Here is a 14,408-nt window from a genome sequence, read left to right as displayed (position 1 = left end):
GTGGACTTCGCTCCCCCTCCTTACGATAAGTCAACATCGCCTCACTACCGTTCGATGTGTTTCCTTTATCTCATACGGTGGGGCTCCAGTCCATACGCCGCTAAACGGACGCTTCCGCTTTTCTTGTAAACAACCCTTCTATTTTCCTATTTACTTTAATTTTTTTTCGAAAAAAATATTTTGCTGCTTCTAGAGCTGATAAAGTGGAAAAAGCCTATTATACGAACGGTTGAGCGTCCGTTGATCCTAACTTATTTTCTTAATGTTACAAAAAAAATCACGCATAATTCCTTTACAGTATGAAAAATTGCCTTGTCCTGCTTGACTTTTTGGTATATATACCCTTCCTCCTTAATAAAATGTACCAATCACCAACATTGATTAGGAGGCGAGTGGTGTGCACGATTACATCAAAGAACGTACTATCAAGATAGGCAGGTACATCGTCGAGACGAGGAAAACCGTCCGAACGATTGCAAAAGAGTTTGGCGTATCCAAGAGCACTGTACACAAGGACTTAACCGAACGATTACCTGAAATCAATCAAGAGTTGGCAAATGAAGTAAAGGAAATCCTCGAATACCATAAGTCGATTCGCCATTTACGCGGTGGTGAGGCAACGAAAGTGAAATACAAAAAATCAGACCAACCGAACGAAAAAGTTGTAAAAACTCAAAATTGAAAACAAAAATCAATCCCTGTATAGACAAAATATGATAAAATAATACATTGGTAATAATACAGCGTATAAAGCTGTCGATTGATTAGCTAAAACAGGGAGGATATCACTAATGTTCGGACGGGATATAGGGATTGATTTAGGTACAGCAAATGTTCTGATCTATGTAAAAGGAAGTGGAATTGTTTTAAATGAGCCATCGGTTGTTGCTTTGGATACAACGAGTGGAAAAGTGCTTGCTGTAGGAGAAGAAGCATTTCGAATGGTCGGACGAACACCAGGAAATATCGTTGCTTTACGTCCCATGAAAGATGGGGTAATCGCAAACTTCGAACTCACAGAATCCATGCTAAAACACTTCTTAAGTAAAATTAATGTAAAAAGTTTTTTCTCAAAGCCAAGAATCTTAATTTGTTGTCCTACGGAAATTACATCTGTAGAACAAAAGGCAATTCGAGAAGCTGCTGAGAAAAGTGGTGGAAAAAACGTTTACTTGGAGGAGGAACCAAAAGTAGCTGCGATTGGAGCTGGAATGGATATTTTTCAACCGAGCGGTAACATGGTCGTAGACATAGGCGGTGGGACAACAGATGTTGCTGTTCTTTCAATGGGTGATATCGTCACCGCCTCTTCAATAAAAATAGCTGGAGATAAGTTTGACCATGAAATCCTCCACTATATTAAAAAGAAGTACAAGCTTCTCATAGGGGAACGTACGGCTGAAGAGATTAAGAAACAAGTTGCAACGGTATTTCCAGGTGCTCGTAAAGAAGAATTGGATATCCGCGGACGCGATATGGTAAGCGGGCTTCCACGAACGATTACAGTTTATTCAGAAGAAATTCAAGACGCTCTTACTGAATCGGTTTCTTATATTGTACAAGCTGCCAAAACCGTACTTGAAAAAACACCACCTGAACTATCTGCTGACATCATTGACCGAGGTGTGATTTTAACAGGAGGCGGCGCACTTTTGCATGGAATTGATCAACTTTTAGCAGAAGAACTTAGAGTTCCTGTATTTATTGCTGATGAACCGATGCATTGTGTGGCAAAAGGAACGGGAATTCTTTTAGAAAACTTAGATAAAATGTCTAGCAAAAAAGTTCGTCTGTAATGATGTATGGACGCCTAAACAAGTCTGGTTTGCTCAACTTAAGGAGCCTGAGGAAGTAGAATTAAGGAAATGCGGTCACTAAGAGACTCATCAGTGTAAAGTTTAAATCATTCTGCCCTTAAGAAAAAATTACCTCTATCCAACAACTAGTGGGTAGACGATATAATAGAAGAAACAAAAATTATGCAAGATCAATTGCATAAGGACGGCACATTAAAACGGTGGATCCCATACTACGCACTTCAAATGGGACACCAATACGGTGCAATGAACAGGGTACAGCTCGTACGTTAACACATAAATGCAATAATGCGCTAATATGTTAACGGTTCCTGACACCGTCAGTTAGAGGAGGTATGGTTATGCTTCGTGGTATTTATGGTTCAGCTGCAGCGATGCTTGCCCAACAGCAGCGACAGGAAATGTTGACGAATAACTTAGCGAATGCGAATACGCCTGGGTTTAAGGCGGATCAGGCGTCATTACGTTCATTTCCGAATATGCTCATTCAAGCAGTAAACACGTCAAACATGAAGACGGGCTCCGATATTGTAGGGTCGTTAGCGACAGGAGCTTATTTGCAAGAACGGACGCCCAACTTTTTACAAGGTGACCTGCAACAAACAGATAACAATACGGATCTAGCCCTTCTTCAAGGAACGGTACCGGTTAACGAAGAAGGTAGACAAGGTGCATTATTTTTTACGGTTCAAAATAGCGATGGTGAGGTTCGGTATTCGCGTAATGGAAATTTAGCAGTAAACGGTCAAGGCTTTTTAGTGAATAGCCAAGGCTTTTATATATTGAACACAGATGGACAACCCCTCCAAGTAGGCAATGAAGAATTCCGAGTTGATCGTGAAGGCTTCGTTCTTACTGAAAACGGTGAACCATTAGGACAAATTCAAGTCGCATTAGCCGAAGATCCAATGCTCCTTGTCAAAGAAGGTGACGGATTACTACGGCTCACCGAAGAAGGGGAATTACCAACGGCAATTGGAAATGGACAAGTTGCTTATCAAATTCAGCAAGGCTTTGTTGAACGATCAAATGTTGATTCGGCTCAGACGATGACAGAGATGATGAGTGCCTATCGCAATTTTGAGGCTAATCAAAAAGTACTACAAGCATACGACCGTAGCTTAGAAAAAGCGGTCAATGAAGTTGGACGTATTGGATAAGGAGGTGTGAGAGCATGAATACATCGATGATGACGGCATCCGTAACGATGGGGCAATTACAAAAGAAAATGGATACAATCGCACATAATATGGCGAACACAAACACAACAGGCTTCAAGCGTCGTGAAGCGACTTTTTCTGATCTATTATTCCAACAAGTGAACAACCAAACGGTACCATCCATGGAAACCGGTCGTCTTACACCGAACGGTATCCGTGTCGGAGCAGGAGCGAAAATTGGACAAACCTCGTTACGAACGGAACAAGGCTCTATTCAACAAACGGATCGACCGCTCGATCTTGCTATACAAAACCCGAGTCATTTTTTCCAAGTCGAAGTTAGTAATAACGGCGAATCAGAAGTACGTTATACGAGAGATGGTGCTTTTTATTTTTCACAAAATCCGAATAACCCAGACGTACTCAATGTCGTCACGGGGCAAGGGCATCAACTTCTAGGTCCAAATGGTCCAATTACAGTACCAGCTGACCACTCAGAAGTGCAAATAGATGAAAATGGTAGAATCTCTGTTATACTTAGAGATGGAACAACCGCCCCAGCAGGACAGGTAGAATTGGTCAGGGTACAACGACCGCAAATCCTTGAACAAATTGGTGAGAATTTATTTGGTCTCCCAGATAACTTGATTGAACAAGGGTATGTACCTGCTGATATTTTAGGTGTCATTGGAGCAGAACAAGCGAGCTTAAAGCAAGGTGCATTAGAAATGTCCAATGTTGATATTGGTAAAGAAATGTCAGAAATGCTTTTAGCACAACGCTCCTATCAATTCAATGCCCGGTCGATTTCAACCGCTGACCAAATGATGGGCTTAGTGAATTCAATCCGTTAAACTTTAGGCTTACAATATACATTTAGGCTAACACTACTTGCTTTCGGTAGTGTGCTAGCCCTAGCATTTTTTTAATCAAGCGATCATCTAGTAAATTCGACAACCCTACTATACTATGTATGCAGGACAGGGAGTAGTTATGGAAAATCGTGATCTAGAAAAAGATAAATTAAATATAGAGCAACAACCGAAAGAACCAGCTCCAGAAGCTAATAGAAACCATGATGAGGGCGCTGGTGAAGCTGCACGGCCGATTTCAACTGATGCAGTGGGGAAAGAAGACCGAGAAGACCAAGACGGTCACGATCGTGAGGACGGTGAGGCGGAACGTTATGCCGCTCTGGAATCGACAACTTCGGAATCCGGTCGTGATGAAGATGAACAACGAGTCGACAACAAGGAAAACGATCCGACGAAGATCTTCTCTTCTACTGATCGGACGTCATTCGATACATCAAATGGAGAAGGAGAAAAAGGAGTAGACATGAGCAAAGACACAATCATTCACCAAGCATCTACGGTTCATGCCGACCGACCATCTCGTTCAAGTAATAAAGCTACTCTAACTACAGATGAAAAAGAGACCCTTGCTTCTTTGGGAGAACCAAAAGATACGCGAGAAGAACGAACAAAGCGGAAAAAACGAAGAAAAGAACGGGTCCGTCTTGTTCCGGTTTGGCTCCGTCTGTTCATTGTGATCCTGTTATGTGGGTTAAGCTTAGTTGGAGGCTTAATGTTTGGTTACGGTGTGGTAGGAGAAGGTATACCAACAGATGTACTGAAACGCGAAACATGGGAGCATATCGTTAAAATCATCAGCGGTGCCGAATAAACTTGTAATAACTGCAAAACTCATATGTTCAATTTAAAATATAGTGAATACTAAAACATACAAAACACCGTTCGAATGCCGAGCGGTGTTTACCCGTCTTTCATCGAATGTTAAATCTTCGTAATTTTCACTAGAAAATCCTCCTTTTATTTCACACCCGCTATCCTTTCAAAGATATTTCAAGTAAATAGCATACTAGAAAGAGGTAAAGAAAATTTAAAAAAAGGTAATAATTCTGAAAAAAGAAGTCGGCTTTTTTCCTTATACTTGAAGGCAAAGGCAAGCAAAATGAAAAATAGCTACAATCGATGCAGCGCCATGCACCGGCTGGATGATGAGCTAAGCTCTCTTGGATATGGAAAAAAGGAAGACGTTATTCCAGTCAATCTAACAGAGGTTAGAATGGAAGATTACATTTTGCTGTTACGAAAGGAGAAAATCAATGAAAATCAAGGTTCAGGGAAGATACGTTATTGGCTATGATGGGCACGACCATGTCATTTTAGAAAATGCGGAAGTCGTTTATAAAGATGACACGATTATCTATGTTGGGAAAAATTATTCTCATGAAGTGGATGAGGTGATTGATGCTGGAAACGCGGTCATTAGCCCAGGGTTTATCGATTTAAACGCATTAGGAGATATTGATCACGACATTTTACATTTAGAAGCGAGTCCGAACAGACAGAAAAATCTGCTTTGGTCAGAGCGTTATGTAGAACAGGGCCATCATGAAGTAATGACAAAGGAAGAAGAAGCTTTTAAATCCCTTTACGCTTATTCACAGCTTATTTTACATGGGATTACAACAGCAATGCCGATTACTTCTGTTTATTATAAAAAATGGGCAGAAACGTATGAAGAATTAGCATCTGCAGCCAACCACGCAGCAGACTTAGGGCTAAGAATTTATCTAGGGCCAAGTTATCAATCCGGGATTAGAGTTGTGCAGCCAGACGGAACGATCAAGCTTTACTGGGATGAGGAAGCTGGGAGAGAAGGTTTACAAAGAGCTGTAAGGTTTGTGGAGGAATTTGACGGTGCTTTTAATGGATTAGTTAAAGGGATGCTAGCTCCAGAACGAATCGAATGCCAAACGGAAGAAAGTCTCTTACAGACAAAATATTATAGTGAAAAATTGGGTGTGCCAATCAAACTTCATGCTGCACAAGGGAGCTTTGAATACGACACCATCATTAATACACATGGTGTGACCCCGATAAGGTATTTGTATGATCTAGGATTTTTAGGTCCCAAAACAGGAATACCGCACGCTCATTTTATTTCTGGTTACAGTGAAGCACTTAACGGGGGCGGGGATGATATAGCGCTTTTAAAAGAAACGAATACAACTGTAATTCATTGTCCTTTAATTATTGGAAGACACGGTTACGCTTTAGAATCCTTTGCAAAATATAAAAGGGCTGGCATTAATCTGGCATTAGGGACAGACACATTTCCACCAGATATGTTTCAGAACATTAGAACAGGAAGCATGCTATCTCGACTCATAGAAAAAGAGGTGGAGGACTCTACGTATGCTGATTTTTACCGGGCAGCTACTCTTGGTGCCGCTGCATTTCTCGGAAGGGATGACCTCGGCCGACTTGCTGTAGGAGCGAAAGCAGATATAATTGCGATTGACTTAGATGGGTTTCATATGGGTGTTTTAGATGACCCGATTCGAACAATGATCGTGAGTGGAACCGGAAGAGACGTAAAACTATCAATTATTAACGGCCGGGTAGTGATGAAGGACCGAAAACTACCTAATCATCATTTAGACGAAATTAAACAGAAGGGACAAAGTTATTTCGACAAGATGAGAAAGGGTTATTTGGAAAGAGATTATCAGCAGCTTTCTGAAAATGATTTGCTTCCGCCTTCTTTTAAAGTGGTTGACTCTATTAAAGTAGAAAAATAATTTAAAAGAAGTAAAAATAATGAAAAAAGTAGTAAAGATATTCGAAATAAAATAATCAGAATATTTATTATAATTAGACAAAGACCTAGTATTTATTTTAAAAAAATCAGGGGGTTAGAGTCTATGCAAGTGAAAAAAGAGTTTGGAAAATGGTTTCTAGTTATGGTGTTAGCAATCCTTATCACCGGTTGTTCTACAAATCAGGACGTGAACACAAAGGAAAGTGATCAGGATAAAGTAACAAAGGATGGCGGTACATTAGTTATCGTTCGTTTATCAGACGCTGAGAATTTAGATCATCACTTTATGTCTACAATTAATTCGGCAAGTATCACTCATAGTAAAATCTATGAGGGGCTAGTAGGGCGAGATAAAAATGCTGACATCAAGCCGTTGTTGGCTGAAGAGTGGATGCAGCTAGATGATACAACATGGGAATTCAAACTTAGAAATGACGTTACATTCCATGACGGGACCGCTTTTAATGCCGATGCTGTTAAAGCAACATTTGATCGCCTGTTAGATCCGGATGTTGGTTCTCCTCGGGCAGTTGTTTTTAAAATGGTAAAAGAAGTGAAGGTTGTCGATGAATTCACGGTCCAATTTATTTTATCTGAACCGTTTTCACCTTTGCTGTCTATTTTAGCCAGTCATGAAGGCGGAATTATCAGTCCAACAGCAATTGAAAAATACGGAAAAAATATTATTCAAGAGCCAATTGGAACGGGCCCATTCGTTTTTGATTCATGGACTCCAGGTCAAGAAATTGTGTTTCATAAAAATGAAACGTATTGGGGAGCTGAACCTAAGGTAGATAAAGTCGTATTTAAGGTTGTTCCAGAAGAAACGACGAGAATTTCGATGCTTGAAACAGGTGAGGCACATATCGCTGAACCTCTTTCTGTAACGATGATGGATACGGTAGAAGCTTCGAATAATTCAGAGGTTTACCGTAGTGAAGGATTTGGAACAGAGTATATTGGCTTTAATGTACAGGATCCACTATTTGAAGATGTTCGGGTCCGAAAAGCAATTGCTCATGCCGTTGAAATGGATTCGATTATCGAGGGTGTTTTTAATAATATCGGAAAAAAAGCAAATTCAGTATTGGGATCAAAGGTTTTCGGGTACCATCCAGATATGAAAGCCTATGAATATAACCTTAATGAAGCAAAGCGGTTACTTGCTGAAGCAGGTTATCCAAATGGATTTGAAACGACTTTAAAAACAATGGATAGTAAAGAGAGAATCAATCTTGCAGAAGTACTTCAATCACAGTTAAAGGGAATAGGGATTAAAGTAAATATACAGGTATTGGAGTATAGCACGTTTGTAGAACAAGCAAATCGTGGGGACTCAGAAATGTTTATCCTCAGCTGGAGAAATGCAACTGGTGATGCTGACTATAATCAATATAACCTTTTCCATACGAATTCTCAGGGGCCTTCTGGAAATACATTCTTTTACAGCAATGAAGAAGTAGACCGTTTAATCGAGGCTGCTCGTGCTGAAAAAGATCAGGACAAGCGTATTGAACTATATGCAGAGGCACAAGAATTGGAAATGGAAGATGCAGTATATATTCCAGTCCGAGTGATTGAAAATATGGCCGCTGTTTCAAAAAGTGTCAAAGGGTTTTCAATTAGTCCTTCTGGCTATTTAGAAATTAATGACGTTTCAATAAAATAAATCCTTTCATAAGAGGGATATCCGATTTGGATACCCCTTTTATCCTGTTTAACTGGTGTTAACACTCCTATTGCAAGGCTTTGAGGAAGCAAGAAAGACGAAGTGGGGGTAGTTCAATTTTTCGTTACAATCTTTAGTATAAGAAAGGTGATTGGACATGAATACGAGTTATTGGTTAAAAAATGTACGTTTAGAATGTGGATACAAAAGAGAGAATGGAAGAGTCATCGGTACAGAAACCGACCTCTTTCATCTATTGATAGCAGATGGAAAAATAACAAAAATGGTGAAAGCTAACGAAGGGGTTCCTAACGATTTACCGGAAAAAAATGCACAAGGACTACTTATGCTGCCTTCTTTTGTCGAAAAGCATGTTCATCTCGATAAGACGTACATGGGGGAAAGCTGGAGAGCTTGCATTCCCGCTGCAAATGTTATTGAAAGATGCGAGATTGAAAAGAATATTCTAAAAGACATGCCGACAAGTACACGTGAGCGGGCAGAAGCTTTGCTCGATCAGTTATTATCTCGTGGTTCGACACATGTTAGAACACATGTGGACATTTATCCGGAAGTGAAATTGAAAAATTTAGAAGAAGTTCAACAGGCGCTAGACACGTATTCTCATAAACTCAGCTCAGAAATCGTTGCGTTTGCCCAGCATGGTTTGCTGCGGTCGAATTCTGTTCAACTAGTAAGAGAAGCGGTTAGAAACGGGGCAGGGATCGTTGGGGCAGTCGATCCAGCTACAATCGACCAAAATATCGAAGCATCACTCGTACAGTTAATGGATATTGCCGTTGAAGGAAATGCAGATATCGATTTGCATTTACATGACCCGGGGCATCTCGGGACTTTTACGATGAAACGGCTCGCCTTTTTAACAAAGCAGGCTGGCTGGGAAGGACGAGTAGCGATTAGTCATGCCTTTGGACTTGGAGAGGTTTCGACTGAAGAAGCGACTGAAATGGCTGAAATATTAAGAGAATCAGGCATTTCAATTGTAACGAGTCTTCCAATTGGCCGAGCCATCCCCCCTGTTAAGCTCTTGCAGGAATGCGGAGTTGAAGTAGCGGTCGGAAACGATAATATCTTTGATTCATGGTGGCCAACAGGTAACGGGGATGTACTAGAAAGACTCGGCCGTTTAATTGAACGTTATCGCTGGACGGACGAGGTCGCACTCTCACAGTCACTAAACTTAATTACGGGTGGAGTTACTCCATTAGATCGTGAAGGCAACCAAGTATGGCCTAGAGTAGGAGATTTAGCCAATATGGTACTCGTCGATGCGAGTTGCTCTGCAGAAGCCGTTGCCAGACGCTCAAAACGGCAAGTCGTGTTTTACAATGGAAACTTGGTTTACGGTGATCTGAACGAGTGTTGAATTTTGTCTACTTGTGTCGAGAAATCGATGGTCCAAAGTTGAAAATAAAACTCCCAAACTTAAAAATAAAACCCGAATAGTTAAAAATAAAGGGCACAAACTTGAAAATAAAATCTCAAAAGTTAAAAATAAAGAGCGGTCACACCATTAGATCGTGAAGGCAACCAACCAACCCTTAATATAAGTTCAATTTAAAGAGCATGTTTTGAAATCAATGGATTAAAACATGCTCTACTATTAGTTAATTTCTTTATAGTATTTTAAAATTGACTGATTAGTTCCATAGTATTCGAACAACATTTTATATATCTATTTTATTGTGTTTTGATTAATATACTTGCAATAATAACGGAAGCAACCGTTACTGTAGTAAACCCTCCTATGAGCATAGGTGATACGATTTCATTAAATATCGCTTCTTCCTCTTTCTAATTTCTTCCAACGCTTCGACTAACTTCCTCACAAACAATATAATCGGCAGGAAACCCGAAAGTAGCAGTTAAAGCAACAGGAATACCTTTATAAGGATGCCACTTGAACAATTTTGAGCCAATATATCCGCCTAAGATAATCCCGATAACTCCTAAAATAATAATTGTTAGAACTTCGGGAAGAGAACTCATAATCATCTCAAATGTAATTTCATTCATAAAGGAAATAACTAGGAATACCAATCCAATCATTCCAATAGTAAAGGCATTGGCACGTTCCATTACTCTATCTGGATAAAAACCAATAACTTTTCCAATGATTCCAATAGTTAAAGCCCATATACTATATGGTATTCCAGTAAGTTTATCTAAAACAATAGCAATCGCTCCACCAATAAAAAGCTGGAAAAGTAAAATAACATTTGTTTGATATTTTTCTGGTATCCAAGTGGTTTTTTTTGATTTTTCAGCAACAAACTTATTTAACTCAACTTCTACAGTAGCAGCAACATAAGTTCCAGAAGCCATCGCTTCTCTAATCTGGAGGAAATGGAGAGAACATGATTTCTTTCTCTATTTTACAAGCTACCCCTAGTATTCGGTTTACTGATAAGTGTGGACCAACTACACCAATTCTGTACATGATATTCCGACCAACTTTCTAACTGGTTTGCTAGTTTACTTTATACTTTCTAGTGTACGAAGTCAGTTTTTTTCTATCGACTGCTTTGCTTCCCAATACAGCATTTGAATAAACTTTTTCGTATGAATTCGGATTGGTGAGGTACTCGCTTCCCGGTCGTCTTGTAAATCCATCATTTTTTTTTGAACTTGTACAAAATCGAAAAACTTGGAAGCGTAATGCTCAAACGTGGGATTCAAATAATCGGAAACACCAAGAGAAGCGATGTGAACAAGTGCCTGATGGATGGCTCGCCTGACTCTTTGTTCAGAAGCTTTGATTTCTCGGTGAATATCTTCTGTTTTTGCTCTTGGTCCTAATCGTCTTTTAATGATGTTCTCAAAAATCCTCTTTAACGGAGGAAATGTATCCTCTGATTCAGTTTTTTTCTCATACTGATACAAATACTCAAGCATTTCCAATAAATCCTTGCTCCCGCTTTCACCAATAATCCCTAATTCAGATAGTAGACTTTTACCAGAATTACTAATACTGTGGTCTTTATATGGATTTTTATGCTTCTTCGGGTTGTTTAATATGTTTAATGATTTTTGGAAATCATAAATCGATTTTTCCAGGCGTACGCGCTCAGTAACTTTTTGCAAAACACTTAGAACTTCCAAGCGGTTAATCGGTTTTGTAATGTAATATTCAATTCCGAGAGAGTAAGCTTTACCAATTAATTCTTTTGCTTCTACTTGAGAGATCATAATAACTTTTACGTGAAAATTAGGGTCAAATGCGCGGATGGTTTCAATGCCGTCTCGAACGGGCATTAACAGGTCAATGAGTAAAATATCAACTTTTTTCCGCTCAAGTAAATCCGTATTGATACATGATCCATCAGCACTTTCGCCTACTATTTCCCCTAAATCTTCATCTTCTATAATTTCCGATAGCATGCCGCGGATGGCCTCATCATCATCAACAATAAAATAGCGCATACGCATTATCCTTTCTGTACCAAATGTTCAATAGGTATCTTCATTACAAAAATCGTTGTCTCACTTTTGGTAGAATCCTTGACTGTAATTGTTCCCCCAAAGCTTTCAACAACTTCTTTGACATAAGAGAGTCCTATGCCTGTTGAAGGTTTTCCAGACAAGTCGTATTTCGTTGTATAGCCATGTTTGAAAATGAGTTCTTGCTTTTTTTCAGGAATACCAGGGCCATTGTCTGTAACGCGAAATTCAACTTTCTGGCCACAGGGAGAGGCTGAAAGTGTAACAATCCCGGTATCTTTGATCGCTTCAACAGCATTTGAGACGAGATTATTGATTAACGATAACAAAAGATATGTATGATATGGAGGGTGATCACCTTTTACATCAAGAAAAAACTTTATTTCTTTTCCGAGTAAACGAGCGTATTTCTCGTTCGATTTTATAATAATTTTCCCTAGTTCTTCTATTCTCATAAAATCGGTGATGCTTTCATTCGAAATTAAATTCGAAAGGCCGGCATATATTCTTTGGTTATCTTTTTTAATTTCATGAACTTGTCCGGTAATCTTTAATGCGTCTGTTGCTAACCCTTGTTCTGAACTCATTATTAACTTTTGGTATAACTCATAACAAGTCCTTGTAATTTCTTCTGCATGCTTCATCGACTTGTTCAATTGGATCGTTTCTGCGTATAAGTTAGAGATTAGCATAGACATATGTTCAATTCTTTTTTGCTGATGTTCTTTGGCTAGCTTTGCTTGACGTAAAATGAGGATGTTAAAAAAGCCAAGAACAAAGAAGCTGCGAATGAAGGCAATCTCGATTATAAGAATGAATGTTGAGAGTGTCATCACGTTACCAGACAGCGTGTACCTTAAGGAGATTTCTGCCATACTTGCTCCGATTTCAAGAACGATACCAAAGAGTCCAACTAAAAACGGTCGATCATAGAAACGATGCACTTTTATTACAGCAAACATTAAACCGTAAGCCACGTAATAAAACAGAGCAGGAATATGCATCATAAATGCTTCTAGTATGCTGATTTCATCTCCTTTAACCCCTACTAAGAACATGCGAAATATGACAATGGCCGTTCCGACTAACAAACCGGATAACAACGGATAGAAGTTTCTTAACCATAGTAAAAAGAAGAAAAAAACAGGCGTCCCAAAGCTAACTCGAAAATCTCCGGCAAAAGGATAAAATTTTAATTCACCTGCTAAAGGAACGGCTACGAGCATGATCATAAAAATGAAAGTCTTCTCTCTAATCATTATATACACGTCCTGTATCTAATCTCGGTTTGAATCTTAACGTAAAACATAAAAAAAAAGAGATACCTATGAAGTTTTTTATTGTAAGTTTCTGTAGGTTTTCGTAGGAGTGCGCTTACAATCATATTAACTTAATTCAAAAAGGAGGACAACGATGAAAAATAATCTAGTGATTCAAATTTTTCTTGCGTTTATTGTTGCGATTGTGCTAGGAGCTATTGTAGGACCGGGGATTAAAATTGTACAGCCCCTTGGAGATCTATTTTTACGATTAATTATGTTTATCATTGTTCCATTAGTACTCTCATCTTTAGTTGTCGGCGTTGCAAGTACTGGTGACTTGAAAAAATTAGGACAATTGAGTGTTAAGACAGTTGGGTATTATTTGTTGACTACAGCGATCGCTATCTCAATTGGACTCTTTATTGGAAGCGTTTTCTCGCCTGGAGAAGGATTAGACATTCCTGTTTCAGCAGAACAACAAGTGGAATCAAAAGAAGCACCAGGAATTATTGATACACTCTTAAACATCGTACCGACAAACCCAATCGCCAGCCTTGTTGAGGGGAATATGCTGCAAATTATCTTCTTTGCGATTTTTCTCGGCTTAGGGATAACGATGCTAGGTGGGAACGGAAAAGTTGTTTATAGCTTTTTTGAACAAATGGCTGAGGTGATGTACAAAATTACGGGTATTGTGATGCGTTTTGCACCAGTTGGTGTATTTGGCTTAGTCGCTCCTACAGTCGGAGAATATGGTTTATCAGTGTTACTTCCGCTGCTGAAAGTCATTCTTGCATTAGCTATCGGCTGTTTTATTCATGCGATCATTGTTTATTCCATTAGTGTAAAAGCATTCGGAAAAATGAGTCCAATCACATTCTTTAAGGGCATTGCCCCTGCAATCTTTGTTGCTTTCAGTACGTCAAGCAGTGCTGGAACGCTCCCGGTAACGATTAAATGCACCGAAGAAAATTTAAAAATACCGCGGGAAATTAGCAGCTTCGTTCTTCCTCTCGGGGCGACGATTAATATGAATGGGACTGCATTGTACCTAGGTGTTTGTGCATTGTTTGTTGCCCAGTTTTTTGGAATTGATTTGACGTTTACTCAGCAAGTGACCGTTGTATTAACGGCAACATTAGCTTCGATCGGAACAGCGGGTGTGCCAAGTGCAGGCTTAATTATGCTAACAATGGTTATGACCTCAGTTGGGCTTCCGCTTGAAGGTATTGCTTTACTGGCGGGCGTTGACCGCATTCTTGATATGATACGTACAACAGTAAACGTGATGGGAGATGCGGCAGCCGCTGTTGTAGTGAGTGGTAATGAAAAAAACGATGAAGATCACACGCAGAAAAACGATCAAACATCCATTACAGCATAAAATTGAAAATTAATCTAAGAAGGT

Annotated in this window: 12 protein-coding genes; 9 read left to right on the top strand and 3 right to left on the bottom strand. The window is 39.4% G+C overall.

Features of this window, described 5'->3' with window-relative positions; all coding sequences use genetic code 11:
• Positions 1-397: 397 nt before the first annotated feature.
• From spoIIID to J0N78_RS04395, 8 genes are all read left to right on the top strand, one after another.
• Positions 398-682, top strand: coding sequence for a sporulation transcriptional regulator SpoIIID (spoIIID, locus tag J0N78_RS04430; protein WP_209121801.1), 285 nt, complete (start codon positions 398-400; stop codon positions 680-682).
• Positions 683-791: 109 nt separating this feature from the next.
• Entirely contained in the window at positions 792-1,796 is a 1,005-nt protein-coding gene (gene mreB, locus J0N78_RS04425; RefSeq protein WP_209121800.1) for a rod shape-determining protein, read from the top strand.
• A 362-nt stretch (positions 1,797-2,158) separates the two neighbouring features.
• Positions 2,159-2,977: a flagellar hook-basal body protein gene (locus tag J0N78_RS04420; protein ID WP_209121799.1), complete on the top strand. Its 819-nt coding sequence runs from the start codon at positions 2,159-2,161 to the stop codon at positions 2,975-2,977.
• 14 nt (positions 2,978-2,991) lie between these two features.
• Positions 2,992-3,831, top strand: a complete 840-nt coding sequence (locus J0N78_RS04415) for a flagellar hook-basal body protein (RefSeq protein ID WP_209121798.1) — start codon at positions 2,992-2,994, stop codon at positions 3,829-3,831.
• A 139-nt stretch (positions 3,832-3,970) separates the two neighbouring features.
• A complete protein-coding gene (locus J0N78_RS25700) occupies positions 3,971-4,663 on the top strand; it encodes a DNA-directed RNA polymerase subunit beta (protein ID WP_247747108.1) in 693 nt (230 codons plus the stop codon).
• Between the two features lie 442 nt (positions 4,664-5,105).
• On the top strand, positions 5,106-6,587 hold the full coding sequence (locus J0N78_RS04405) for an amidohydrolase family protein (RefSeq protein WP_209121797.1): 1,482 nt from the start codon (positions 5,106-5,108) through the stop codon (positions 6,585-6,587).
• A gap of 123 nt (positions 6,588-6,710) precedes the next feature.
• Positions 6,711-8,276 carry a glutathione ABC transporter substrate-binding protein gene (locus J0N78_RS04400; RefSeq protein WP_209121796.1) on the top strand — a complete coding sequence of 522 codons (1,566 nt, stop codon included), beginning with the start codon at positions 6,711-6,713 and terminating at the stop codon, positions 8,274-8,276.
• 157 nt (positions 8,277-8,433) lie between these two features.
• Positions 8,434-9,663: an amidohydrolase gene (locus J0N78_RS04395; RefSeq protein WP_209121795.1), complete on the top strand. Its 1,230-nt coding sequence runs from the start codon at positions 8,434-8,436 to the stop codon at positions 9,661-9,663.
• A gap of 428 nt (positions 9,664-10,091) precedes the next feature.
• Here the strand turns inward: J0N78_RS04395 and J0N78_RS04390 are convergent, their stop codons facing one another.
• The 3 genes from J0N78_RS04390 to J0N78_RS04380 form a co-directional block, all read right to left on the bottom strand.
• Positions 10,092-10,622 carry a hypothetical protein gene (locus tag J0N78_RS04390; protein WP_209121794.1) on the bottom strand — a complete coding sequence of 177 codons (531 nt, stop codon included), beginning with the start codon at positions 10,620-10,622 and terminating at the stop codon, positions 10,092-10,094.
• A 177-nt stretch (positions 10,623-10,799) separates the two neighbouring features.
• The gene (locus J0N78_RS04385) at positions 10,800-11,720 is read right to left on the bottom strand and encodes a response regulator (protein WP_209121793.1); all 921 of its coding nucleotides are present in this window, start codon (positions 11,718-11,720) and stop codon (positions 10,800-10,802) included.
• 5 nt (positions 11,721-11,725) lie between these two features.
• Positions 11,726-12,997 carry a sensor histidine kinase gene (locus J0N78_RS04380; protein ID WP_247747107.1) on the bottom strand — a complete coding sequence of 424 codons (1,272 nt, stop codon included), beginning with the start codon at positions 12,995-12,997 and terminating at the stop codon, positions 11,726-11,728.
• Between the two features lie 154 nt (positions 12,998-13,151).
• On the opposite strand from J0N78_RS04380, the gene J0N78_RS04375 reads away from it, so the two are divergent.
• Positions 13,152-14,384, top strand: a complete 1,233-nt coding sequence (locus J0N78_RS04375; protein WP_209121792.1) for a dicarboxylate/amino acid:cation symporter — start codon at positions 13,152-13,154, stop codon at positions 14,382-14,384.
• Positions 14,385-14,408 lie beyond the last annotated feature (24 nt).

Origin of the sequence: Alkalihalobacillus sp. BA299 (assembly GCF_017745675.1) — a bacterium.
GTDB lineage: Bacteria > Bacillota > Bacilli > Bacillales > Bacillaceae_F > Alkalihalobacterium.
The sequence above is the reverse complement of the archived record's forward strand: the minus strand, read 5'-3'. Positions and strand labels throughout refer to the sequence as shown.